22 protein-coding genes are annotated in these 23,322 nt (G+C 43.0%); 13 read left to right on the top strand and 9 right to left on the bottom strand.

Features of this window, described 5'->3' with window-relative positions:
- Window positions 1-12 precede the first annotated feature (12 nt).
- Window positions 13-1,164, top strand: coding sequence for a saccharopine dehydrogenase (locus CVV54_01450; protein PKL05508.1), 1,152 nt, complete (start codon window positions 13-15; stop codon window positions 1,162-1,164).
- Between the two features lie 145 nt (window positions 1,165-1,309).
- Here the strand turns inward: CVV54_01450 and CVV54_01445 are convergent, their stop codons facing one another.
- From CVV54_01445 to CVV54_01435, 3 genes are all read right to left on the bottom strand, one after another.
- Window positions 1,310-1,984 carry a class I SAM-dependent methyltransferase gene (locus tag CVV54_01445; GenBank protein ID PKL05507.1) on the bottom strand — a complete coding sequence of 225 codons (675 nt, stop codon included), beginning with the start codon at window positions 1,982-1,984 and terminating at the stop codon, window positions 1,310-1,312.
- Between the two features lie 36 nt (window positions 1,985-2,020).
- Entirely contained in the window at window positions 2,021-2,647 is a 627-nt protein-coding gene (locus CVV54_01440; protein ID PKL05506.1) for a flavodoxin family protein, read from the bottom strand.
- A gap of 84 nt (window positions 2,648-2,731) precedes the next feature.
- Entirely contained in the window at window positions 2,732-3,220 is a 489-nt protein-coding gene (locus tag CVV54_01435; protein ID PKL05505.1) for a hypothetical protein, read from the bottom strand.
- 236 nt (window positions 3,221-3,456) lie between these two features.
- On the opposite strand from CVV54_01435, the gene CVV54_01430 reads away from it, so the two are divergent.
- A complete protein-coding gene (locus tag CVV54_01430) occupies window positions 3,457-5,490 on the top strand; it encodes a hypothetical protein (GenBank protein ID PKL05504.1) in 2,034 nt (677 codons plus the stop codon).
- Window positions 5,491-5,562: 72 nt separating this feature from the next.
- On the opposite strand, the gene CVV54_01425 is transcribed toward CVV54_01430, so the two are convergent.
- Both CVV54_01425 and CVV54_01420 read right to left on the bottom strand, forming a co-directional pair.
- Entirely contained in the window at window positions 5,563-5,910 is a 348-nt protein-coding gene (locus CVV54_01425) for a hypothetical protein (protein ID PKL05503.1), read from the bottom strand.
- 25 nt (window positions 5,911-5,935) lie between these two features.
- Entirely contained in the window at window positions 5,936-6,133 is a 198-nt protein-coding gene (locus CVV54_01420; GenBank protein ID PKL05502.1) for a hypothetical protein, read from the bottom strand.
- Window positions 6,134-6,564: 431 nt separating this feature from the next.
- On the opposite strand from CVV54_01420, the gene CVV54_01415 reads away from it, so the two are divergent.
- The 6 genes from CVV54_01415 (at window position 6,565) to CVV54_01390 (ending at window position 12,310) form a co-directional block, all read left to right on the top strand.
- Window positions 6,565-7,356 carry a carbon-nitrogen hydrolase gene (locus CVV54_01415; protein ID PKL05501.1) on the top strand — a complete coding sequence of 264 codons (792 nt, stop codon included), beginning with the start codon at window positions 6,565-6,567 and terminating at the stop codon, window positions 7,354-7,356.
- A gap of 38 nt (window positions 7,357-7,394) precedes the next feature.
- Window positions 7,395-8,399, top strand: a complete 1,005-nt coding sequence (locus tag CVV54_01410) for a C-terminal binding protein (protein PKL05500.1) — start codon at window positions 7,395-7,397, stop codon at window positions 8,397-8,399.
- 52 nt (window positions 8,400-8,451) lie between these two features.
- Window positions 8,452-9,480, top strand: a complete 1,029-nt coding sequence (locus tag CVV54_01405) for a TRAP transporter substrate-binding protein DctP (protein ID PKL05499.1) — start codon at window positions 8,452-8,454, stop codon at window positions 9,478-9,480.
- A 117-nt stretch (window positions 9,481-9,597) separates the two neighbouring features.
- On the top strand, window positions 9,598-10,158 hold the full coding sequence (locus tag CVV54_01400; GenBank protein ID PKL05498.1) for a hypothetical protein: 561 nt from the start codon (window positions 9,598-9,600) through the stop codon (window positions 10,156-10,158).
- Window positions 10,158-11,450 carry a C4-dicarboxylate ABC transporter permease gene (locus CVV54_01395; GenBank protein ID PKL05497.1) on the top strand — a complete coding sequence of 431 codons (1,293 nt, stop codon included), beginning with the start codon at window positions 10,158-10,160 and terminating at the stop codon, window positions 11,448-11,450. Before CVV54_01400 ends, CVV54_01395 begins: the two co-directional genes overlap by 1 nt.
- Before the next feature lie 158 nt (window positions 11,451-11,608).
- Window positions 11,609-12,310, top strand: a complete 702-nt coding sequence (locus tag CVV54_01390; GenBank protein ID PKL05496.1) for a hypothetical protein — start codon at window positions 11,609-11,611, stop codon at window positions 12,308-12,310.
- Between the two features lie 59 nt (window positions 12,311-12,369).
- Here CVV54_01390 and CVV54_01385 read toward each other — a convergent pair whose 3' ends face one another.
- The 3 genes from CVV54_01385 to CVV54_01375 form a co-directional block, all read right to left on the bottom strand.
- Complete coding sequence (locus CVV54_01385; protein PKL05495.1) at window positions 12,370-13,641, bottom strand: phosphopyruvate hydratase; 1,272 nt, start codon at window positions 13,639-13,641, stop codon at window positions 12,370-12,372.
- A 30-nt stretch (window positions 13,642-13,671) separates the two neighbouring features.
- Window positions 13,672-15,078: a glycerate kinase gene (locus tag CVV54_01380; GenBank protein PKL05494.1), complete on the bottom strand. Its 1,407-nt coding sequence runs from the start codon at window positions 15,076-15,078 to the stop codon at window positions 13,672-13,674.
- Between the two features lie 161 nt (window positions 15,079-15,239).
- Window positions 15,240-16,211, bottom strand: a complete 972-nt coding sequence (locus CVV54_01375) for a hypothetical protein (protein ID PKL05493.1) — start codon at window positions 16,209-16,211, stop codon at window positions 15,240-15,242.
- 377 nt (window positions 16,212-16,588) lie between these two features.
- On the opposite strand from CVV54_01375, the gene CVV54_01370 reads away from it, so the two are divergent.
- Complete coding sequence (locus CVV54_01370; protein ID PKL05492.1) at window positions 16,589-17,710, top strand: ornithine cyclodeaminase; 1,122 nt, start codon at window positions 16,589-16,591, stop codon at window positions 17,708-17,710.
- A gap of 25 nt (window positions 17,711-17,735) precedes the next feature.
- Window positions 17,736-19,037 carry a peptidase dimerization protein gene (locus CVV54_01365; GenBank protein PKL05491.1) on the top strand — a complete coding sequence of 434 codons (1,302 nt, stop codon included), beginning with the start codon at window positions 17,736-17,738 and terminating at the stop codon, window positions 19,035-19,037.
- Between the two features lie 383 nt (window positions 19,038-19,420).
- On the opposite strand, the gene CVV54_01360 is transcribed toward CVV54_01365, so the two are convergent.
- The gene (locus CVV54_01360; GenBank protein PKL05490.1) at window positions 19,421-19,858 is read right to left on the bottom strand and encodes a purine-nucleoside phosphorylase; all 438 of its coding nucleotides are present in this window, start codon (window positions 19,856-19,858) and stop codon (window positions 19,421-19,423) included.
- A gap of 179 nt (window positions 19,859-20,037) precedes the next feature.
- On the opposite strand from CVV54_01360, the gene CVV54_01355 reads away from it, so the two are divergent.
- The 3 genes from CVV54_01355 to CVV54_01345 all read left to right on the top strand — a co-directional run bounded on the left by CVV54_01355 (window position 20,038) and on the right by CVV54_01345 (window position 23,321).
- Complete coding sequence (locus CVV54_01355) at window positions 20,038-21,147, top strand: aldo/keto reductase (protein ID PKL05489.1); 1,110 nt, start codon at window positions 20,038-20,040, stop codon at window positions 21,145-21,147.
- 90 nt (window positions 21,148-21,237) lie between these two features.
- The gene (locus tag CVV54_01350) at window positions 21,238-22,044 is read left to right on the top strand and encodes an NAD(P)-dependent oxidoreductase (protein ID PKL05488.1); all 807 of its coding nucleotides are present in this window, start codon (window positions 21,238-21,240) and stop codon (window positions 22,042-22,044) included.
- Between the two features lie 80 nt (window positions 22,045-22,124).
- A complete protein-coding gene (locus tag CVV54_01345; GenBank protein PKL05487.1) occupies window positions 22,125-23,321 on the top strand; it encodes a hypothetical protein in 1,197 nt (398 codons plus the stop codon).
- The last annotated feature ends 1 nt before the right edge of the window (window position 23,322 follow it).

Here is a 23,322-nt window from a genome sequence, read left to right as displayed (position 1 = left end):
GGAGGTGTTCTTATGAAAGCAGTTCAGATCGGAGCAGGACTGGTAGGCAGTATTATTGCCGCTGACATGGGCAGGAGTTTCGATGTAACTGTAGTTGATCTTAACGAAAACACGCTTTCATCGATAAGAGAGGATCACCCTGAAATCACAACAGCTGTCTGTTCCTGTACAGATTCAGTTTGCCTTTCCCAGTTAGTCAGGGATGCGGATATCGTGACTGCCGGAGTTCCAGGAAAATTCGGGAGAAAAATGATGGAGATCGTCATAAAGTCGGGTAAAAATATGGCTGACATCTCCTTTATGCCGGAGGATTTCGAAGAGCTTGACGGACTGGCAAAGGAACACGGAGTCACTGTGGTTCCCGATATGGGAGTCGCGCCGGGCATGTCCAACTTTCTCATCGGGAGGGGAACTCATCTTCTGGATGAAGTGGAAAATGCAGTGATATACGTGGGAGGGATTCCTCATAAACCTGTTCCGCCTTTCAATTATCAGATCACTTGGTCCGCTGCGGATGTTATAGAGGAATATACCCGCCCTGCAAGATACGTAAAGGACCACCGCCCTGTAGTATGCGAGGCGATGGGAGAGCTTTACGAGAAGGAATTTCCCAAAGCGGGACTCCTAGAGACATTCATCACTGACGGGCTCCGTTCCCTGATAAAAAACATTAAAGCGAAAAACATGGAGGAACGAACGATGAGATGGCCGGGACATGTGGCACAGATGCGTCTTCTTCGCGAGATGGGACTATTTGACGAAGAAAAGCGGAACCTCGGCGGGGTTGAAGTAATTCCGCGTGATATTGCCTGTGACCTTCTGTTTCCAATGTGGAAAATGGAGCCGAAAAAGGGCGACAGGGATCTTACAATAATGCAGGTCGAAGTTTCCGGATACAAAGGAAGGGATTTTGTAACCTACACGTGGGATCTCTGGGATATCTTTGACGAGAAGAGCTGGAAAAACTCTATGGGACGCTGCACGGGTTTTTCATGCTCGATATTCGCACAGGCAATCGTAAAGGGACTGATAAAAGAAAAGGGCGTTATTGCGCCCGAAAAGCTTGCCGCTTCCGACGAACTCTATGATTTTGTTATGGCGGAACAGAGAAGCCGTGGAATCAACTATGAAGAGAGCGTTAAAATTCAAAAGAACAAGAGGTAAAAACTACCCAAGGTCTTTCTAAGAAATGGATCAAAAAAAGCAGTTCCTGAAAGAAAGAAACCACTGAAACAACCAAAAGATACAGTTAGACATGAAAAATGGCTCCGACGCTGATCGAAGCCATTTTTCATGTCTATTTTCATCTCTATTTCTCAATGACTAGGAATATGCTTGAATCGTCCACTTCAAATATCTGCCAGTGACAGTTCGTAGAGCGCCCGATTTTTTCAAGGTCGGCTATGGAGTGTGTGGTGGCACGGAAGCCGTCTTTGCAAATGATGACTCCATTTTTTGTCTTCTCCATGTCGAGCTCTCCGATCAGCCCTTTCCTTGACTGTTCCTGAAACCACGCGACCCTCTGTTCCCAGAAATTTGGGTGATAAGTGCTGAAATAGGCTTTGCCGCCTTTTTTCAGAGCCTTTATTACTTTTACTGCAAAAGCCTCCGGGACATCTGCCCTTACAGCGGAAAGTCCGTTCTGGAGGCATAGCACAGCGTCGAAACGGTTGCAGTAGTCAATATCGTGGACATCCAGCGTCAGTAACTCTGTATTTGGGATGCCACTAAGATATTCCTCCCCAAAACTTACGTTGTTGCCGGATATCTCTATGCCGGTAATACTGTTCACAAATGGCGCGAGCTCCTTCATGATCCGGCCATAACCGGCGGCCAGCTCAAGCACGTCGTCATTTTTTTTTAGCCTGTCACGTACAAAGGCTATCTCTTGTTCAAGGTACCGGGATATCCTTGGTATCGCAGTGTCATAGACCTGCCATAACATTTTGGCGTTTAGACTTTGCGCATAATAGTTATTCTTCATTTTATCTTTGTCCATTCTGCAGTCAGGATGACAAGACTAGCGGATGAAATTAGTAAAGACTCGCTTTTCCTCAGCAGGCAGAGGAATGGTCTTTTTGCCCTCATTGATGACCTTTATCAGCCATGCCATAGCCCCTGCATTTTTACGGATGGTCTGCATGCCCTCCAGATCCTGCATCATCTCTCCCTCCGATCTTCCGTATACGACGGTCCAGTATTGGGAAGGCGGGGTTACAGTCTGTGCAAGGCTCAGATAGTTGTTGAGCTGGTGCAGCGTGTCTATTCCTCCGGTACGCCTTACGGCTGTTACCGCGGTCGCAACCTTGTATTTGAAATGTCTGGAACTTGAATAGAACAGCCTGTCCAGGAATGATTTCATCGTACCGGCTATCCCGGCGTAGTAAGTGGGGGAGGCCAGGATTAGTCCGTCGGCCCCGCGTATCTTTGCAGCCGTTTCGTTGACAGGATCATCTTTGAAAACACATTCGTTCTTTTCTGAATTTGTGCAGTAGCCGCATCCTGTGCAGCCATGAATTGCTAAATGACCTATCTCTATTATCTCGGTTTCTATACCATCTTTTCTCAGCTCTTCTGCCATCAGCTTAATGGCGTAAGCAGTGTTTCCCTCTTTTCTCGGGCTTCCGTTCAGGGCAATTACTTTCATCATTATCACTCCTTATTCTTTGCTTTTATTTGCTTCCTGTTTTATAAGGTGTTTTCCAAACACCCTGACTATTTCACCGTAGCATCAGGTACCCTTAGGATTGTTGACTTTGCAGTTGCTGTTTTTCATAGCGCCTGTAGCTGCAATCACCTTTTCCGGCGAGTCGGCTCCATCCCTGACTGCTTCAGCGATCATTTTTTCTGTTACCTTTGAACAGTAGCAGACATACTCCACGTTGTGACAGTTATTTTTTACCTTTTTCTTTTTTTGTTTGGGAAAAGGCAATTCACTGCAGGTCGCCCTGACAAGTTTTGTCAGATACTCCCTGTCGTCAGTGGATGTTATCAGAAATGAGGGTTTTGCACCATTATACGCAGGAGCCTCGCATACTTCTTTAAGAAGCCTACGTCCGGCATCTGTTTTTTTAAGAAAAAACTGCCCGTCACAGACCAGTCCAATAACTTTGGAATCGCAGTAAATAGCATATTCGCCGAACATTTTCCTGTAAGTTATTATGCCGGCGTCTCTCAGTTGATCGGTAAGATAGACCATGAATTCTTCTGTTGTTGACATTGGATGCTCCACCCCTTCTTACCGGTAATGTCTCAAGATCGGTCAACGATAAAATTATGATATCACGTCTATAAAATAAAGAAATAGAAAGGTTCAGAAACTAGAGTTTAATATATGCTTATTAAAATTAGAAGCTTGATTTTTGGCAAAAAGGATGTATAAATTAAAGGGGATATAGTAAATAAGTTGAAAAAATAAGATTTGATTATTCCTGCCAGGTAAATCAATATAAGGAGATGTTGAAGATGACAAAATTTAAAAATATCGTTATCGAATTTTTAATATTTACTTTTATGTTCGTTATCACCATACCTCAAGCGGGGGCCTCATCAACATCTTATCAAAATACGAAAGAGGCAGCTCGCGAAGCAGTCTGGAAAGTCATCACGTCAGGACAGGGAAGTTCTGCAACTGTGGCAGTGATGGACGGTGGAAAAATAGTCTATTCTGAAGGGTTTGGTGCTGCTGACAGAAAGGCAGGCAGAGTCGTAGACAGATCAACACGGTTCAACATCGGCTCAACAAGCAAAATGTTTGTTGCTGTTTCTGTTCTTCTGCTTGTTGACGAGGGAAAGGTCAACCTCGACGATCCTGTCGTGAAATACATCCCTGAATTTGAAATGAAGGACCAGAGGTACAGGGAAATAACTGTAAGGATGCTCTTCAACCACTCTTCCGGCCTGCCGGGATCGACTTTTCTCTTTGGATATGATCCTGAAGGTGAACCTTACGAGATGTTGCTTGAAAGGATGAAGAGATCGAACCTGAAGCATGACCCTGGCGCTGTGGGGATCTACTGCAATGACGGATTCACCCTTGCAGAGATGATCGTCGAAAGGGTCTCCGGCCAGAAATTTTTAAATTTCCTTGAAAAGAGGGTCTTTCAGCCTCTTGGAATGAAGGACACCGGTGCAAGCATAGGTGAGTCGGCGGGAAACATCTCAAATTTTTATGATCCTGAAACTGGGAAGAAATATCCTCCTGAAGTGATCCTTGTACACGCCGCAGGAGGCCTCTCTTCGACTGCTGAGGATCTTTGCAGATTTGGCGACAGCTTCTCCCCGGGAGGGAAAAAAATACTATCCCAAAGCTCCATCGAAGAAATACTCAAAAGCCAGCCGACACCTTTTTCAGCAGGGCTTCGCGGACAGGTAATAATGGACTCTTTTGGCTGGGACTATTCTTTGCTTCCGTCATATGAGGAAAACGGCATAAAAGTATATTCAAAGGGCGGAGGCACCGGAGCTTACTCCACCGGACTGCAGGTATTACCTGAGCAGAGGCTTGTTGTTGCGGCAAGCATATCAGGAAAGCTGAACGGCGAAGCAGTCACAAGACCTGTCCTGAATGCTCTTATGAAGGATAAGGGACTTCCTGTCCCCGAAGAGAGGAAAAAAGAAAAGCCCGTTGACCCGGAGATCATCCCGTCCGAGCTTTCTGCCTTTCAGGGCCTCTATGCGAACGGCGGATCCTTTGTCAGGATCAGGTTTAACAAGGAGAGAAAGAAAATGGAGGTTTTGCAGCTGCTGCCCGAAGGGGATGAAGTCCCGGCGGGAAAAGAGGGGCCTGTGCTGATGTCCTTTGTCTATAACGGAGGCTCTTTCTACTCGTTTGAAAAAGATTTGCGAGGATACTTTATAAGAAATCGGGATACTTCATGCTTTATTGCCGAGAAAGACCCCTTTTATGGAATTGACAATTTAATGTTCCAGAAAGTATCAGAGGAGGAAGAACCAAAGAAACTTTTGGCGGATATGAAGGATAAAATATGGCTTATCAGAAATCTGACGCCTTCGATCCAGTTATACAGGGAGACAGCTATGGTATCTTCAGATACATACAGTGAGTTGCCCGGATACCTGACCTTTATGAGCCCGCTAAGAGTCGAGGATGACCACAGTGCAACATATGCTGCGCCTCTTTTCCGGGACCAGTCGGAACTTGAGATATTCGAAAGCGATGGTACTTTATGGGTCAAATCAGGAATATTTCTTTTCTCTGATGCCGAAAAGACCAAGGTTTTAAAGAGTGGCCGGAACTCGGTGATGATAGGTGAAAAGGGATACAATGAATGGTACAGGACAGGCAGCGGTTCTATCCTTTCATTCGAAAAACCCGAAAAGGACAGGGTAATGGTTTTGAGAGAGGAGTCAGAAAGGCTTGCTCTCTTCGACAGCATTACCGACGATGGAGAGGTCTATGTGCCTGAAGGCAGCTATGTTGTCTGCATAGGACAACCCGGAGACATGTTCACCGTTAACGTAAAATAAGAGCAATTACAGCAGAAAAAAGCGGCTGCCCGAGAAGGCAGCCGCTTTGTGGTTTATATGAATGACTTGCGGTTAGATCACTATGCTTCCCTTAAGTTTTCCAAATACGTTGCAGGTCGCCTCTACCTCTATCTTTGATCCTTTTTTAAGATCTTTGATCTCAAATACTGCCTGTTCTGTTTTTGGATCGGTCTGGGATTTGAGGACCCTCTCTTCCATTACCTTTCCACCGACAGAGACCACTATCTTGCTTATATAGTGTTTTACAGTATTTTTGACCGGATGGACGATCGAGACATCCAGAGCAGATGCCGTTTCATCCCATTTAAGCTCCATTTTTTCAGCGGGATGTGCAAATACAGGACTGCAGATAAGGATCACGATCATCAATGTTAAAAGTGACTTCACGATCTTACGCATCGTCAAAATTCCTCCTTACGTATTTTTATCCAAGATATAGCAAGTAAATGATCACGTGCGTCAATCCGAAAACAACCGCGCCTATCCCGCACCAGCGGTGGACCCTCAGTACCGCCGGCCCTTTGATCTTTTTTCTAAGGCTGGGACCGAAAAAACCAGTGAATCCGGCTATAGTCATAAGTATGCCTGCCAGCACGCCGCATATTTTAAAAATCTCTATCATAAGCATACCCCCTTAAAAAATAACCTATCATATTTTCAAAGAAAACACTAAATGGTCTGTTCGAGTATTCATTGTAAATTATAACTGACTTTGTGTGGCATGTAATGTGGCAAAGGAAGCGGCCGGAAATGTGCCGGCGGAAGTGCGGTTTTTCAAACTGTGTGAAGCTGCGACTAAAACATGTCGCGTAAATCTATCGTAAATAGTATTGTTTCCCAAATAACGACAAGTTAGAAATCTATTCCTTGGCTCTCTCTTCCTTCAAAGGAGTGAGTCTGTTAATTTTTTATCATATGTGTACTAAAGATAAAACAATATTTCTTTATGTATTCAGTGTACTTGACATAACTTGGAATACCAAATAAAGTAACAACATGAAAATATTGATTGATCCCTGAGTACTTGAGGGGATTTAAAGAGGGGGCATTAGGTTGCTGCGTGTTGGAATTGCTCAAATAGATATCAAGCTCGGTGATAGGAATGCAAATTACAAAAATGTTGAGACATGGATGGGCAAATATTTCAAACCGTCTGAAACAGAAACACTTATTGTTCTGCCGGAGATTTGGGATGTAGGGTATGCAATTGAAGAAGCTGAAAAATATGCTGATCCCGAAGGCCTGCAGGCAGCAAAATTTTTGGGCGAACTCGCTAAAAAGTACAATGTATGGTTTGCTGCCGGTTCTGTTCTTGCCGGAACTCAGGAAGGTTCAGTTAACAGAGCTCAGGTAATAAACCCAAAAGGCGAATATATAAATCACTATGATAAGGTCCACCTTATTCCGTTAATGGATGAAGATAAGTATTTGAACGGCGGAAAACGGGAATGTCTTTTTGAGGTAGGAGGAGTAACAGCAGGCTGTGTTATATGTTATGACATCCGGTTTTGCGAATGGTTAAGGATCAACGCTCTTCATGGAGCCAAAGTGCTCTTTGTCTCAGCTGAATGGCCGACTTGTCGTATTGACCACTGGATCGCACTCCTGAAAGCGCGTGCTATTGAAAACATGATGTATGTTGTCGCATGCAATAGAGTGGGGAATTCAAAAGGTACTGATTTCGGCGGACATTCATTGGTTCTTGACCCCTGGGGTGAAGTTCTTTATGAAGGTTCAGATAAAGAAGAAGGTATATTTGTTGAAATAAACCCTGAAAAGGTTCAGGAAATCCGGGACCATTTGAAGGTTTTCAACGTCCGTCACCCTGAACTTTATATCGAATAATAAGCAAATTTTATACATAAGGAAGGAAGTATTTATCCATGTCCAAATTTAAAGTTTTTGCAACAGATATAACTTGGCCGGATCTTGAAATTGAAAAATCAATTTTGAAAGAAATTGATGCCGATGTTATTCTGTCAAAAGGAGGAAGCCCGGAAGAAATCTGTATGCAGGGTGAAGATGCGGATGCAATAATGGCCCTGTTTACTCCGATGAACCGTAAAAATCTGTCATATTTTAAAAATGCCAAAATTCTTCTTCGGACGGGAATTGGAACTAATAGTGTAGACCTTGATGCTGCAACAGATATGGGCATTATTGTCTGCAATGTTCCAGATTACTGTCAGGAAGAGGTAGCAGATCATACGATAGCCCTCTTCCTCGACATCACCAGAAAGATCGTAGAACTCGTAAATCAGACAAGAGCGGGCGGGTGGGATATGTCAATAGCAGACCCTGTGCCTCGCTATCGCAATAAGGTTTTTGCTCTGGCAGGATGCGGAGGCATTGGAAGAATGGTTGCAAACAGGCTGCACCCTTTCGGTATCAAAGTGATAGGTTATGACCCGTATCTTCCGGAAGAAGTTTTTGAGAAGAATGGAATAATCAGATATGATGATCTGGACAAACTTTTTGCTGATGCAGATTTTCTCTCGCTTCATATGCCGCTAACGCAGGAGAGTACCAATCTTGTTAATGAAAGGACTCTCTCTCTTATGAAACCGACAGCCTATCTGATCAATACAGCCCGAGGTCCTATGGTGGATGAAGAAGCACTTTATAATGCCTGCCAGCAGAAGAAAATTGCAGGTGCAGCACTTGATGTAACAATTGCGGAACCTCCTGCAGGTCATACAAAGTTTATTGAAAAGCCCAAACTGGCATCGCTTTCGAATGTTATCATAACACCTCACGCAGCTTGGAATTCTGAAGATGCTATTCCTGAACTGCGGGTGAAGGTGGCTTCCGAGATACGCAGATTCCTTGTCGGTGAAAAACCTCTGAATGTAGTGAATAAATCAGTACTTGAAAAATTTAATTTTTAAACACGAGTTTGCAATAAAGATGTTCCATGCAACACAAATTAAGTAAAGGGAGATGTCAGATATGAAAAAGCACGTTAATTTTGCAGTATCAGCGCTCGTAATTATTCTTTTAGTTTTTGCATGTATTCCTGCCTTTGCAGCAAGTGAAAAACCCCTCACGCTTCGCATTGCCCATGTTGTAACCGAAAAAGGCGGCGAACATCTTGGATCCCTTAAGTTAAAAGAAATTCTTGAGAAAAAATCAGGCGGGAAAATTATTGTGGAAATATACCCCAATGGTTCGATGGGACAGAACCGCGAAATGATCGAATCAATGCAGGCAGGTGCACTTGATATGGGGCTGCCGGCACTTCCAGCTCTTGGTGGTTTTACAGATGCAACAAAGGTTTTTGACCTCCTCTATCTCTTTAATGATCGCAAAGAGGCAGAAAAGGTCCTTGACGGAGAAGTGGGTAAGTCTGTAGCTAAGTCTGTTGAGAAATCTGGAGTAAAGATCATATCATGGTGGTCACAGGGATTCCGTGAATCAACATCTAACCGCAAGTTTGTAAAACCCGAAGACCTCAAGGGACTTAAGATCCGTGTAATGGATAATCCGCTTCATATAGAAGCATGGAACACCCTTGGAGCCAGTGCTATCCCTATGGCATTTTCAGAAGTTCTGACAAGCCTTCAGCAGGGCGTACTTGATGCACAGGAGAATCCTTACCAGAACATAGTTCAGTCTGGCTTTGACAAAGTACAGAAATTTATTATTGAGACAGGGCATCTTTATGGTCCGTTGCCGCTTGTATTCTCAAAGAAAGTATGGGATAAACTTACTCCTGAACAGCAGAAAATGATTCAGGAAGCAGCTGATGAAACCAAGATTTATGAGCGCGAAGCACAGGAAAAGATCAATAAGGATCTTCGTGATGGAATAGTAAAGAGTAAAACCTGTACTATCGTTACTCTAACACCTGAACAGAAGAATGCATTCCGCGCGAAGCTGTTGCCCCTTTACAAAAAGCATGCTCCTTCAACAAACGGTCTCCTTGAAAAAATATACCATCAGCTTGGACGCAAGATAGATTTTAAATAACCAGTTATTAAAGTATTAATAGCGCCACGCATCGGATCTAGCATAAAAATAAGCCTAACAGGCCCCAGGGCGTCATCACCCAGGGGCCTCAGGCTTAAGCAATAAGGAGGCTCTGTCTTGAAAAAATCTGTTTTTCATTATTTCGATAAGTGGGAAGAATATCTTCTTGCAATTTTTATGACATTTATGCTCATAACACTGACAGCGCAGGTTTTTTGCCGTTACGTTCTCTCTTTCAGCTTCTCTTGGGCTGAACAGGCATCAAGAATCGGCTTTGTATGGCTGACAATGGTTGGAATAAGCCTTGCTGCAAAAAAAGGTATGCATCTGAAAATCGATGCTTTGCCTCAGTTTTTCCCAAAAACAGCAAAATATGTAAATTTCATTTCCAATACCATTACGATTTTTTTTGGTTTCGGAATGGGATTCTTGATTTTAAAAACAGTAGTTATGCAGTTTGAATTAAAACAGTATTTTTCTTCAATCCCATGGTTGCCGACTTGGTCAATGTACATTGCTGGAGTAATCGGTTTATTCGGACTTTCAGTTCGAACAGCACAAAATATTTATTCTAGTTTTACAGAAAAACGCGGCCATGACCATGCAGAGAATATAAGAAACAATGAAGCAGTTGTTAATGAGGATTTTAAACACGAAGACAAGGAGGTGCATTGTTAATGATTGCAACATTGCTTATCTCCCTTCTTGTGGGATTAGCCCTTTCAGTTCCCGTCGCAATAGCTATGGCAGGCGCATGCGCTTTGGTTTTCATGTTTTTCTATGGCGGTGGAAGTATGATCCAGCTTCTTGCCCAGGCAATGATAACAACAGCGGATTCATTTCCCCTAATGGCAATTCCGTTTTTTATGCTTGTTGGAACTATCATGTCGAGATCCGGTCTGGCAGAAGAAATCATCAACGTTGGCGATGCTCTTACAGGCAGCCGTCCCGGAGGACTCGGAACTTCAACGATCGTAGCATGCATGATTTTTGCGGCAATTTCGGGCTCAGGTCCGGCCGTTGTAGCCGCTCTGGGGGTAATATTGGTCCCGGCTATGGTTGAGCGTGGTTACGACAGCGCATACGCCGGGTCGCTTGTAGCCGCTGGTGCTACTATCGGTCCGGTTATACCGCCAAGCATACCAATGATAATTTTTAGTGTTATTGCAGGCACTTCTGTTGTCAGCATGTTTGCAGCAGGGATCGGTCCTGGGATATTGATGGGTTTGTCTTTGATTATTGTCAACTATATCACTTCAAAAAAGCGTGGTTATGTTGGCAAGGAACGCCAGGGTGGAGCAAAATGGGTTTTTGCCCGTTGTTGGAAGGCAAAATGGGCTCTTTTTCTGCCTATCCTGATACTTGGCGGAATTTACGGAGGGGTATTCACACCTACAGAAGCGGCTGTCGTGGGAGTTGTTTATGCCCTATTCACCGGTTCTGTAATTTACAAGCAGCTTACTTTCAAAAAAGTATATGATGCCATGGTAGAAGCGGGGCTCCTTTCTTGCCTTTCAATGTTTATACTTGGCGGAGCGACTACATTCGGAAGACTTATGACAATGGAGAGAATTCCACAGACATTGGCTGCGGCTATGTTATCGATTACAAGCTCGCCAATAATAATTATGATGTTAATTATGGGATTCCTTCTTATAACAGGTATGTTTATTGATACGACATCGAATGTAGTTCTATTTACTCCGCTTTTCCTGCCAATGGTAATAGAACTGGGCTATAGTCCTGTGCTTTTTGGTGTTGTAATGACAATGAACCTATGTCTTGGAATGATAACACCGCCTGTTGGTGTAAATTTGTATGTTGCCCAGGGGATATGCAAGGCTCCGTTTGAAAAAATGATAAAAGAGGCAATACCTCTTGCTGCTGCGCTTCTGGTTGCGATAATACTGACTTTAGCTTTTCCACAGATTGCATTGTTTATACCGAAATCTTTAGGTATGATGATATAGGCTGAAAATTACACTTTCAGTAACTTAAAAAAATAATTTCTAAGAGTTCAATTAGGGAAATAGTAAATTTTCTTTTATTTTAATTGCTATTTCCCTTAATAATTGTTGATTAATAATATATAATACTAATATTCCTGCACCGTTAGAACAAGGAAAGGATGATTTTTTTGTCTTTTAATCTTTTTCCATCGGAAAATGCCATACAAAAAGAACAAAATCTTTCTGTAGTGATATATGAGACTATAAAGGACAAGATAATTGTGGGAGATCTTGCGCCTAACACTATGTTGCTTGAACGGGCAATAGCAGTAGATTTTGGTGTCAGCCGCACTCCAGTAAGGGAGGCTCTGAAAAGGCTTTCCCTTGATGGATTGATCCTTTGGGAAGAAAGAAGAAGGGCTGTTGTTTCTGATATAAGTGAAAAGGACGTGGTTGAGCTTTTCTTAATGCGGGAGATGATAGAGCCTTTTGCAATAAAAAAAATCATAGAACATGGAGAACCTGAACTGCTTGCAGGAATATTAGTACCAATAGTCAAGGAAATGGAAAATTTAAAAAATTCTCATGTTGAGTTGATGAAACAGGATATGGTCTTCCACAGCACAATTATAAATTACCTTGGAATAAATAAACTTTCACAAATGTGGCAGAAAATCAGCGATGAAATGACCCGCGTAGCCATTTATGCATTACATGCCAAAAGACAGCCGGACACAATAATCGAGGAACATAAAATGCTGATAGATGCTTTCTGGCATTGTGATTTAGAAAGGGCTCTTTCCTGTATAAATGGACATCACTCAAACATTATTGCTGCTTACAAAGCCAAACATGATTATAAAAAAAATAATGATTCATAAATTATAAATGCATCAAATAATTTATTAGAATCATTATTTTTTATAAATTAGGATATTTTCTAGAATTTTACTTTTGACGAAATATCACTCATCCTGCATCCATTGTGCATATTTGACACTCGCATAAGAAAGTTCAGTTTGTCTATGCGTTCTCCTGAGCGTGGGCATCCGTTTTTGATGAAATCGACCTTTAAGCCGACAGCAAGGTCCATTACGACATCGCCGATAACGCCGCCTGATCTGCCCGAGGGAATGGAAAAGAGTCCTCTTGCTTTTGCGAATTCGTGTGCTTCTAGAGCTTCGGTAATAGTACCTACCTGGTTTGGTTTGAGAACAAAGCCGTCGATCGAATTTGTTTTACACGCCTTTTCTATCCGGTCCTTATTTGTGACAGTCAGATCATCAGCTACGAGGAGAGTCCTCTTGATAAGCTGATGTGCCAGAGCATATCCATCCCAATCATTTTCATCCAGCATATCTTCAATAAAAATTAAATTCCATCTCTCTGTCAGGCCTTTCATATATTGCACCATTTCAGCTGTGGAGAGGTTATTCCCGTTCATATAGTAGGTTCCGGTCGTGTCGTTGAACATTTCGCTTGACGCACAGTCAATGGCAAATGCACACTTCTTTGTATAGCCACAGTCATCTATGGCTTCCTGTATTAAAGAAAAAATTATTTCAGGGTCTTCCGAGGTGGCGATCCATCCATAAGAACTCCCGATTCCTGGCTCCGCGCCCGTGTTCTTTTTTATTACATGATCCAGGCGCTGAAATACACGAACGGCAATTTCTACCGCTTCATCTATGTCATCAGCTTTGTATGGCATGACAATAAATTCATTTACTGCCTGAGTAAGGTTTGCGTATTTTCCTCCGTTTATCATGTTGAAAGAGGGGATAGGTACTGAGCTAACATCATTACCGATATATTCGTACAAGGGCATTTTTTTTGCATCAGCAGCCGCACGAAAACACGCTATGGATGTGCTGTAAATAGAATTGCTTCCCAGGCTGCTTTTATCAGTGGTCCCATCTAATTCGATCATCCTCTGGTCTATTGCCTTTTGGTCAGCAACGTTTAATCCTATGATAGCCGGAGCAATTATCTGATTTACGTTATTGACTGCCTTGTGGACACTCATTCCGTTGTATGATCCCGGATCATTATCCCTAAGAACAAAGGCCTCATAATGTCCTACAGAAACACCTGTCGGGGCACTTCCGCGGCCAAATGCACCGTTGTTCGTTATGACATCTACCTCAACCATTGGACGGCATTTGCAATCCAACATCTGCCTGGCTTTTACTGATTTAATATGATCTGACATCAATTAGCCTCCGTTTGTAACTGATTTTGTCTATTTTTTTCTTTCCGGAACATACAAAATATTCAAATCGCATAAGTTTGTTCCGGTATTTCCTGTAAAAATTGTGTCTCCGATCTCATATAATGCCTCGTAGCAGGCATGGCTGCGCAAAGAGGCATTAAGATCGACCCCTTTTTCTGATGCGAGGCGGGATGTCTGTGAATCTGTCAGTCCTCCAGCCACATCGGTTGTACCGTCTGTACCTTCTGAATCTATTGAAAGCATACAGCATCCCTCAGCCCCTGCCGCTGCTATAGCAAAACTGGCAGTGAGTTCCTGGCCGGGACCTCCATGACCCGATATAGTCTTGTTGTCAAGGATCCGGGTCGTTGTTTCTCCTGAGCTTATTAAGACACATGGTGCCTTTACAGGATTGCCATAGGTCTGGATTTCTTTAGCAATAGCAGCAAAAAAGGTTCCGGCTTCCCTGCTTTCTCCTTCTAAGAACGATGACAATATGATTGCAGGTATCCCCATTTTTTCTGCGGCTTCTTTAGCATAGATGCATGAATCAGGCAAGGTGTTGATCAAAAAATATGTATTATCAGGAAAGGCCTTGGGTGTCTCTGCTTCAGGTCCTGAAGTCATCAAAAAACTTACTACCGATCCAGGAAGTCTGCCAATGACATCATAATCCTGAATGACACGCCGGGCATCTTCAAGTGTTGTCTGATCGGGTCCCATCGGCGTTCCTCTGTATTTGAGATAAGGTTCCCCGATATTTGTTGTTGCGGGACTGCCAACCGCGTCACTTATTCCGAAGCCGATCAGCTCCGCCCCGGATTTTTGGATGCGTTTTGCAAGCATACCTCCGTTTAATTGAGAGATATGCCTTCGGATCGAATTTATTTCATAAATATCTGCACCTGATTTGAGCATAATATCAGTTGTGTCGATTTCGTCCTGTAGTGAGATGCCGTCAATAGGACAACTCATCAAAGCAGAACTGCCGCCGCTGATTACTACAATAAACAGATCATCGGCTGTTGCATTGTCGACAAGGTCTATGATTTTTTTGCATGCAAGAAGTCCATTTTCATTTGGAAGCGGATGTCCTCCGACAAATATCTCGGTTTTATCAAAGATGTCGGTTTCTTCCGCGATTTTGACAATGGCTATCCCTCTGGTCAAATGATCTCCAAGTATCTCTTCAACTGCCATTGCCATCGCGTTGCAGGCTTTTCCTGCCCCAATAAGATATACATTCTTTTTTTTAGAGAGGTCCCAGCTTTTTGTGCCAATATGCAAAATTTCATCTTTCATATGTGCGATGCTCTTTATCCGTCTGTACGAGTCAAGTCGCTGGAGTGTGTTTTCTGCAATATCAAGGACGATACGCTTTGATTCAATGTCTCCATGGGAAAGCAATATATCACGATTTTTGATCTTAATATTCATTTTTGTCACCCTTAATATTCATAGTCTCCAACAGTATTTTCAGTATACTATTCTAAATGTTGAAGAGTCAACTTAAACAGAATATATTGATATTTAAGGGTAAAATAACGATAGAATATTATATGCATGTAACTTTTGGGTGGCGGAACGGGCACATTAAATTAACCGGAGATTTTTTTTGTATGTTTTGCCTGTTTACGATATTCAATAGGAGTACAAAGCATTTCCTTTTTAAAGCATTCTGTAAAATAGCTGCTGCTTCCGAATCCTGTTTGTGCGGAAATCTCAAGGACGCTTAAATCTGTTGTCGACAGCAATTTCAGACTCTGCGAAATTCGATAATTTATAAGATAACGAAAAGGTGTCGTGTGCAGTATACGGGCAAATATCCTGCAGCACTCTCCTCTGCTGATATGGACAGTATTTGCTATATCCATGAGAGATATGCGTTCCATATAATTTTTATGTATGAAATTCTGCAATGTTTTCAAACGCTGTTTTTCTGAAAAAGTCACAGCTGCTTTAATTTCAATAAGCTGGCGGTTATTTTTTAACAAATTAATCCAAATACGGCATAACAGGACCTTAAGTTCTATCTCGTATCCGTATTGCTGAGCATCATTTACTCGTGCCATTTCAAGGACAAATTGGCAGATTTCCTCATGCCAATCTGCAGAATAGAGAGGTATAACCTGCATTTTAGTGGAAAATATCAGTGGATCTACGTAATCACGCTGAATAGCACTATTTGAATGCCCCGAAATTAGTTTAGGATTGAAATTTACACAGACATAAACGCTGTTTTGATCTTCAGTCGAAATGGCTTCATGCAGACAGCCCGAATTGAAGAATATACCCTGTCCGCATCTCACAAGGAATTCAGAATCCGAAGTTTTAAACAAAATACTTCCTTTTGTTACTACTGCTATCTGAATTTCATAATGCCAATGCAAAACCTGACCGCAGTGCTCAAGTGAGACCTGCTGTTCATCCATTGACATCGGGAAATCAGCTGTACCATGCTCAGTAAGTTCCTGCAGATTGCTGTCGACAAATATCGGCCTAAACTTCATGTTAACACTTTCCTTTCTGCCGTATGTCCAAATTATTTCACACTTGTTTAATTCTATCATGCATATATAGGTATATTTTGAGAGTACATGATGTGCAAGGCTTATAAGTTCGATATCATTATATTGACCTGTGATTATTTATCTGTTCAGAAGTATTTTGCAGAATAGATAAAAGCCCATTTAAGCAGCAAGTCACATATTACAGCTATTGAACTGCACCAAGTATTCAAGGTAAATAGTATTTTCTGTGAATTTAATTTAGCAAAAATATAACGATCTTACTGTCAGGGTCAAAAAAATATTACTGTTAATATAACAAGAAAAACGATTAACAAAAGCATAGATATTTATGATCAGTAAGATTATACATATATAGGAAAAATGGTCATTAAAAAGTCGATTTCCCAAATCAAGTTATGGAAGGGTGCTGATTATTTATGGACTCAAGAATTGAATTTTTATATCTGTCGGAGCAGGACACTATCAAAGTAGGAGTCAATAATGCTTCAGAATGTGTTGAAGTCTGCGAAGAAGTTTTCAAACTTCTTGCGCAGGGAGATTACTTGATGGGAGGTACCAACCATAACAGCCATGGGATTGGCATAATTTTCCCGAAAGAATCTGAATTTCCCAATATGCCCACTGCGGGTCCGGACAGGCGTTTTTTTGCCATGCCGGCATATCTTGGCGGCAGATTTGATGTGTGTGGAAATAAATGGTATGGCTCGAATGCAGCCAATTCTTCCAAGGGCCTTCCACGGTCTATCCTTACTGTTTTGCTTAACGACAAGGATACAGGAGCTCCTCTCTGTCTCATGTCTGCTAATCTTTTAAGTGCTGCAAGGACCGGCGCTATCCCTGCTGTGGCGGTGCGCCGTCTGGGCAGAGAGGATTCGGAAGTTTGTGCACTTCTTGGCTGCGGACCAATTAATAAATCCTGCTATAGAAACATTATGACTCAGGCCAAAACTATTAAGAAAGTAATATTTTATGATCTGTTTGAAGATAAGGCCAGGGAGATTGCAGAATGGGCAAAGAAAGAATACGGGGTAGAAACAGAGGTTTCTTCCGATCTGCCTGTGCTTCTTGGCGAAGCTGACATTGTAACTGTTGCAGCTTCCCGCATAAAGCCGCTTTTCATAGAAAAAAAATGGCTTAAAAAAGGCGCGTTGGTACTCCTGTCAGGACCGGTCAGAGGAGATGATGAATTCTGGCTTGAGAGCAAAATAGTCTATGACCATATTGGACTGCATGAAGCATATGTAGAAGAAGCAGTGGTGTCCGGAGATAGAAAAAATTATTACAGCGGAGTTATCGGAGGTCCGATCTATAATTTGATCGATGAAAATAAACTTCCTGATTTAAAAGATTCTGTCGATCTGGGCCATGTAATTCTTGGCGCCGGCGAAGGCCGTACCAACGATGAAGAGAATATCGTTTTTGTGGCATGCGGAATGGCTGTATTTGACGTTGCCTGGGGCTATGAGCTGTACAGGCGGGCTCTTGAAAAGGGAATAGGACAGAAGCTGCTGCTTTGGGATGCACCTGCACTTTCCTAAATATAATTGTATGAGGAGGACCAAAATGGAGAATGAACTAAAAGCAATTGCAGCTATGCTGAAACCGGAAATGATAGATTTTTGTCAGAGGTTAATACTAGTCCCATCACTCCCAGGCGAAGAAAAAGGAGTAGCTGATCTTTATTTGTCCGAAATGAAGAAACTTGGCTACAGCGATGTTTTTAGAGATGAATGGGGCAATGTTGTAGGAATTATCAACGGAGATCTGTCCGGTCCTTCCATTATGTTCAACGGGCATCTTGACCATGTAGACACCGGGGATTTAAGTGAATGGGAAGGTTACGACCCCTACGGAGGCAAGATAGATGTCTGCGGGATGTTCAATCAGGATATGAACGGTACCGAGGATGCAGAAGTTATACATGGACGTGCTGCATCTGATGTAAAAGGCGGCGGTGCGACAATGGTTTATGCCGGAGCAGCACTAATTGCCTTAAAAAAACAGGGATACAAATTGGCAGGCAGGTTAATATTTACAATGACTGTTCTTGAAGAACCGGCAGAAATGCTTGGCATGCTGAAACTTTTTGATGAGACTTTCCCACAGAGAGGAATATCTCCCGATGTATGTATTTCTTGTGAGGCAACAAGTTTAAAACTTTACCTTGGGCATAGGGGGAGAGTCGAAATCCAGGTTACTGTTTCGGGTGTAACCTCCCATGGCAGCGCACCATGGCTTGGTGTAAATGCCGTAAATTCTGCCACCAAATTCATAGACAAGGTAGAACAGGTCGTTGAAAAAGAGAAATCCACTGATCCGGAACTTGGTAAATCAAGCATTGCACTCACAGTTATTTCCTGCACACCCGGATCGATGTGCATAGTCCCAGACAGATGCCATATAACCTATGACCGTCGTTTCACCCCTGATGAAACTGTTGAAAGCTGTATAAAACAGATAGAACGTGTAATAGATGAAATTTCTGCAGAAGACAAGAACTTTCGTGCTGAAGTAAAGATCGGTGCTGTAATGAGAACTTCATATACGGGCAAGTCAGAACTAATGGAAAACAAAAAGGAAGCATGGAAATTGGAGAAAGAACACGCTGTCGCAAAAGCATGCGCAAAAGGACTCGCAGAAGCAGGTCAGGAAGTTAAATTCGGTTACTGGGATTTTGGGACTGATCTGCCTGTAGCTGCAGTGCATCACAAAATTCCTTCGATCGGATATTCGCCGATGCAGGAGTATTATTGTCACAGGCCGGTGGACAAGGTCAGGATTGATTATATGGAAAAAGCTCTTTTGGGCTATGTGCATATATACAACAACTTATCAAAGCTAAGCAAAGAAGAATTTAAGCTGTAAGAGAATAAATGATTCTCTGATCTCGAAACATCAATACTGCGGCAAACAGCATGCCGCGGTGAATTTACCAGTAAAAAACATCCTGGCTTGAAGTGCGACGAAAGTATGTCTTAGGCGGTAGTTTAGTCCTGAGAAGCGAACCTATTACGTATTCCCTGAGTGACCCTGTCTAAGCCCCAGCGGCTTTTGCTTATATCCTGAAAAATCAGTCATAGGCTTAACCTAAAGACACTGGATCTCCGGCTGGGTCATTCGGAGGAGACGATTAAGATCTTGTTCCGAGGTTCTAATGTATGGACTGCCAATAGATTTGCTATTAACTTCCCCTTGACTCCCAGCACCTACAACCGTTTCACAAGTGCTTCACTGCCGCTTCACGATTGTTAAGACAATTCTCTTAACTCGGTAATGTCTTCCTCGCTGATCACCCTGATGCCGTTTTCGATAAGCAAAGATGCAGTTATGCCTGAGCCGGGGATCTTTTTACTGCTGAAAGTTCCGTCGTAGATCATGGAAGATCCGCACGAGGGGCTGTTCTGCTTGAGTATTGCCATGTCAACTTTAAGAAGCCGGGCAAGTCTCAACGTTTCCTCAGCCCCTTTTTGGAAGTTGTCAGTGTTCTCTTTTCCGCTTTTCTCAAAGACTCTTCCTTCCCTTATCTCATCCGGCTCTCTCGGTGTGGGCAGCCCGCCAAGCTGTTCGGGGCATACAGGTATGAGGTTGTGGTTTCCGATCAGTGCGGCAATTTTTTCATTGAGGCAGCCTCCTCCGCAATATCTGGAATTTATACCCAGCAGACACGCACTGACTAAAATTTTCAAATAGATCTCCAGCCTTCCGTTTTTTTATATTATTGGTCATTATCATTTGTCTTAATAGAAGTATAACATTAGGATTGATCCTCCAAATCGTCTTTCTATTAACACATCAGTTCATTTATTTATTAGAGTGTATACTATTAAGACTAATGAAAGGATATCGCAAACTTGGGGTGATGTTTATGGAGTATGTTGATTTTGGAAAAACAGGGTTAAGGGTATCTCGCTTTGGCCTTGGCTGTATGAGGTTTCCGGCAGATGAAAAAGAAGCGATACAAATGGTCAGGCATGCAATCGACAGCGGAGTCAATTACATTGATACGGCATACACATATCCCGGGAGTGAGCAAATAGTCGGAAATGCGCTTAAGAATGGTTACAGGGAAAAAGTATGCCTTGTTACAAAGTGCCCGGTTGCCATGTCTTCATGTCAGAAAGATATGGAAAGATATCTCGACGAGCAGCTGAAGAGGCTTCAGACAGATTATGCAGACATATATCTGCTCCATAACCTGAGTCCCGCGGTATGGGAAAAAGTTAAAAAATACGATGGAGCGGACTTTCTCGACAAAGCTGCAATAAAGGGGAAGATACTCCATAAGGGGTTCTCGCTTCACAACAGCTTCGAAGCCTTTAAAGAGATAATAGATTACTATCCCTGGGACATGACGCAGATACAGCTGAATATTCTTGATGAAAAGAATCAGGCCGGCGGTGTAGAAGGGCTTCGTTATGCCTCATCGAAAGGACTTCCTGTAACTGTGATGGAACCCCTGAGGGGAGGCTCCCTGCTGAAGGATGCTCCAAAGACCGTTCTGGATCTGGTCGAGGAATATTTTGAAAAACGATCCCTTGCAGAATGGTGTTTCAGGTGGCTTTATGACCAGCAGGAAGTATCAGTTGTCTTAAGCGGCACAAGCAATATGGAACAGCTTGAGGACAATTTGAGGATCTTCAGCGATTCGGCGCCGGGCGTAATGAGCAAAGAAGACAAAAATCTTATCGACATGATCGCAAAGGAGTACGGGAGCAGTGTCATCATACCCTGCACAGACTGCAAATACTGCATGCCCTGTTCGCACGGGGTAATGATAACGGCTGTCTTTGCCCTCTATAACAAATACCGCAATACCATGGACACATCGGTAAAAGACCATTATAAAGAAGTCTTCTTCAAACCCGGCAGGGGCGCGGACAGATGTGTATCCTGCGGCGTGTGCGAGCTTCACTGTCCGCAGGGGCTGAAGATAAGAGAACTTCTTGCCTTAGCGCATGAGGAACTTCTCAATTAAATCGTTTTACGTTTAATGATTTAACGTGGGTAATTCAAGATCATTGTGGTAGGTGCAGCAGGATCTTACGATCCTCGGAAGGAGAATGCCATGAGCGGATATTTTGAACACAAAGTTGCAGCAGTTACAGGAGCGGCGTCAGGCCTTGGCCTGGGAATCTCTGAAGAGCTTTTGAAAAGGGGTGCTGAAGCAGTCTTCATGGGAGACTTCAATGAAGAAGGGCTCAAGCGTGAATCAGATAGGCTGAACATCCAATATCCCGGCAAAGTTTTTCCCATACTTACGGATGTCACTAAACTCGACCAGGTACAAAAACTAATATTTGACGCAAAAAAACATGCGGGTCATCTTGACTTTCTTTTCAACAACGCAGGTATGGGCCTTACCCTGCCGACAGAAAAGATCACCTTCGACATATGGAAATTCATAATAGACCTTAACCTGATGGGAGTGATCCACGGGACCTATACTGCCATTCCAGTAATGAGGGAGCAGGGATTCGGCCACATTGTCAATACTGGCTCCATCGCCGGAAAGATCCCCATTCCTTATCAGGCTGTTTACGCGGCGACCAAGAGCGCTGTCATATCTATGACAGAATGTCTCCAGTACGAACTGGAGAACGATGGACTGCAGTTCAGCGTTTTTTGCCCTGGAAATGTCCGTACCCCTATATTCGCAGGGGTAAACCCTCCCGCTGATTCAGTAAGCGTAGAAGAGGCTGTGGAATATATATTCGATGAGATCGAGAAAGGATCTCTCATGATCATATTCCCTGAAGCAGTGAGGCGAGCTGACTATCTTTACAGGGAAAAGAGAGATGATTTCGACAAGTTAATGAAACAACTTGCGGATGAAAGACGGGAAAACTACCGTACAAAGGGTACCTACTGCTAAAAGTTTTTACTTGCTCAAATTGATGATTTGTTAGCCCGGCGCATCGTTTAAACCGGATCCGATCCTGAGGAGGCTTGGATATGTTTGGCGGATGGTCTTCAAAAAAAGCTGATATACCCATCGACCTTGTCATACTGGTGATTGCTGGCCTGACCATGGTCATCGCCGGGCTTTTGCTTTTTGCTTCTTACGCAGGCAAAGTGTCGTATTATGAAAACGGTCTTTTCGGACTTCTGATATTCATATATGCACTTCAGATCACGGTACTTGGCAAGACACCTTTCGGGGACGTTCCTCAAAGACCTCTCTCTGTTCTTATCCTGGGTATCTTTGTTGCCTGCATTGGAATAATCACATGTTTTATCCCCGATCTTCTGAAAGGGATCCCACGGTTCATATTATTCATATGTTTCGGCCCCGGAGGCATACTTCTTTTGCTGCAGATGTTTTTTTCAAAAGACAAATTTCCGCTGTGGAGGAAAAAGGGCGGGATACTTATGACGCTTGCAGTCAATTGCACCGCAGTCTATTCCCTTTCGGTATTCATATCGATTCTCCTGATCGATAAAAATTATATTTCCGGTGGACTTATCTCCTTTTCAGTCCTCCTTTACGGGGTGCTTGTTTTTACGTTGACTGCTGTGCTTTTTAAAATATATGCCCTTTATCCAGATGCGGCGGAGAGACCATCCGCAGGTGTGCAGCTTTCAGATGACCGTGCGGTGATCCTTATAACGGGAGTGTTCATGGTACTGCTGGGGATATTGCTCATTCCGGTTACTATTGGCCTTCTGCCTTTTTCGGGCAGCGCACAGTTAGGACTTCTTGTAGTGATCATGTCCATACAGATGATAGCCTTCGGAAATACGCCACTGAGGTCCTTTACAAGAACATGGCCTCTGGTATTTATGGGACTCATCTTTGCATCAATGGGGATAATCTCATGCATTGTTCCGGGAATACTTGTACCCTGCCTGACCTTGATCATCGCCCTGCTGAACATAGGCGGAGGGGTGATACCCTTGGTAAAAATGATCCACTCAAGATCAGGGAAGAAGGGGAGAGGATCTGCAGATGTTCCTTCAATAATAAAAAAGCTGTTTCTCACCCAGTCGACGCTGAACATTCTTTCGATAGTTTTCGGAGTATCTATGCTGATAAATAATTTGATTCCCGGGCCGGTAATTGGAGTGGTACTTACCGCGAACGGAATAGTGCTGCTTTACCTTATCTCCATCCTTGCCAAAATTGATGAGATGAAGAAAGCCTTGGCATAGG

The sequence above is a fragment of the Synergistetes bacterium HGW-Synergistetes-1 genome (assembly GCA_002839185.1).
Lineage (GTDB): Bacteria > Synergistota > Synergistia > Synergistales > Synergistaceae > Caenicola.
Note: the sequence above shows the minus strand (reverse complement) of the source record. Positions and strands in the feature narration are given on the sequence as shown.

Excerpts from the sequence above, each read along its gene's own strand:
- CVV54_01435 (PKL05505.1), bottom strand. The coding sequence starts at position 3,220 with ATGTCAACAACAGAAGAATTCATGGTCTATCTTACCGATCAACTGAGA.
- CVV54_01350 (PKL05488.1), top strand. The coding sequence starts at position 21,238 with ATGAGCGGATATTTTGAACACAAAGTTGCAGCAGTTACAGGAGCGGCG.
- CVV54_01445 (PKL05507.1), bottom strand. The coding sequence starts at position 1,984 with ATGAAGAATAACTATTATGCGCAAAGTCTAAACGCCAAAATGTTATGG.
- CVV54_01410 (PKL05500.1), top strand. The coding sequence starts at position 7,395 with ATGTCCAAATTTAAAGTTTTTGCAACAGATATAACTTGGCCGGATCTT.
- CVV54_01375 (PKL05493.1), bottom strand. The coding sequence starts at position 16,211 with ATGATAGAATTAAACAAGTGTGAAATAATTTGGACATACGGCAGAAAG.
- CVV54_01365 (PKL05491.1), top strand. The coding sequence starts at position 17,736 with ATGGAGAATGAACTAAAAGCAATTGCAGCTATGCTGAAACCGGAAATG.
- CVV54_01395 (PKL05497.1), top strand. The coding sequence starts at position 10,158 with ATGATTGCAACATTGCTTATCTCCCTTCTTGTGGGATTAGCCCTTTCA.
- CVV54_01420 (PKL05502.1), bottom strand. The coding sequence starts at position 6,133 with ATGATAGAGATTTTTAAAATATGCGGCGTGCTGGCAGGCATACTTATG.
- CVV54_01440 (PKL05506.1), bottom strand. The coding sequence starts at position 2,647 with ATGAAAGTAATTGCCCTGAACGGAAGCCCGAGAAAAGAGGGAAACACT.
- CVV54_01405 (PKL05499.1), top strand. The coding sequence starts at position 8,452 with ATGTCAGATATGAAAAAGCACGTTAATTTTGCAGTATCAGCGCTCGTA.
- CVV54_01425 (PKL05503.1), bottom strand. The coding sequence starts at position 5,910 with ATGCGTAAGATCGTGAAGTCACTTTTAACATTGATGATCGTGATCCTT.
- CVV54_01345 (PKL05487.1), top strand. The coding sequence starts at position 22,125 with ATGTTTGGCGGATGGTCTTCAAAAAAAGCTGATATACCCATCGACCTT.
- CVV54_01450 (PKL05508.1), top strand. The coding sequence starts at position 13 with ATGAAAGCAGTTCAGATCGGAGCAGGACTGGTAGGCAGTATTATTGCC.
- CVV54_01355 (PKL05489.1), top strand. The coding sequence starts at position 20,038 with ATGGAGTATGTTGATTTTGGAAAAACAGGGTTAAGGGTATCTCGCTTT.
- CVV54_01390 (PKL05496.1), top strand. The coding sequence starts at position 11,609 with ATGATTTTTTTGTCTTTTAATCTTTTTCCATCGGAAAATGCCATACAA.
- CVV54_01385 (PKL05495.1), bottom strand. The coding sequence starts at position 13,641 with ATGTCAGATCATATTAAATCAGTAAAAGCCAGGCAGATGTTGGATTGC.
- CVV54_01430 (PKL05504.1), top strand. The coding sequence starts at position 3,457 with ATGTTGAAGATGACAAAATTTAAAAATATCGTTATCGAATTTTTAATA.
- CVV54_01370 (PKL05492.1), top strand. The coding sequence starts at position 16,589 with ATGGACTCAAGAATTGAATTTTTATATCTGTCGGAGCAGGACACTATC.
- CVV54_01380 (PKL05494.1), bottom strand. The coding sequence starts at position 15,078 with ATGAATATTAAGATCAAAAATCGTGATATATTGCTTTCCCATGGAGAC.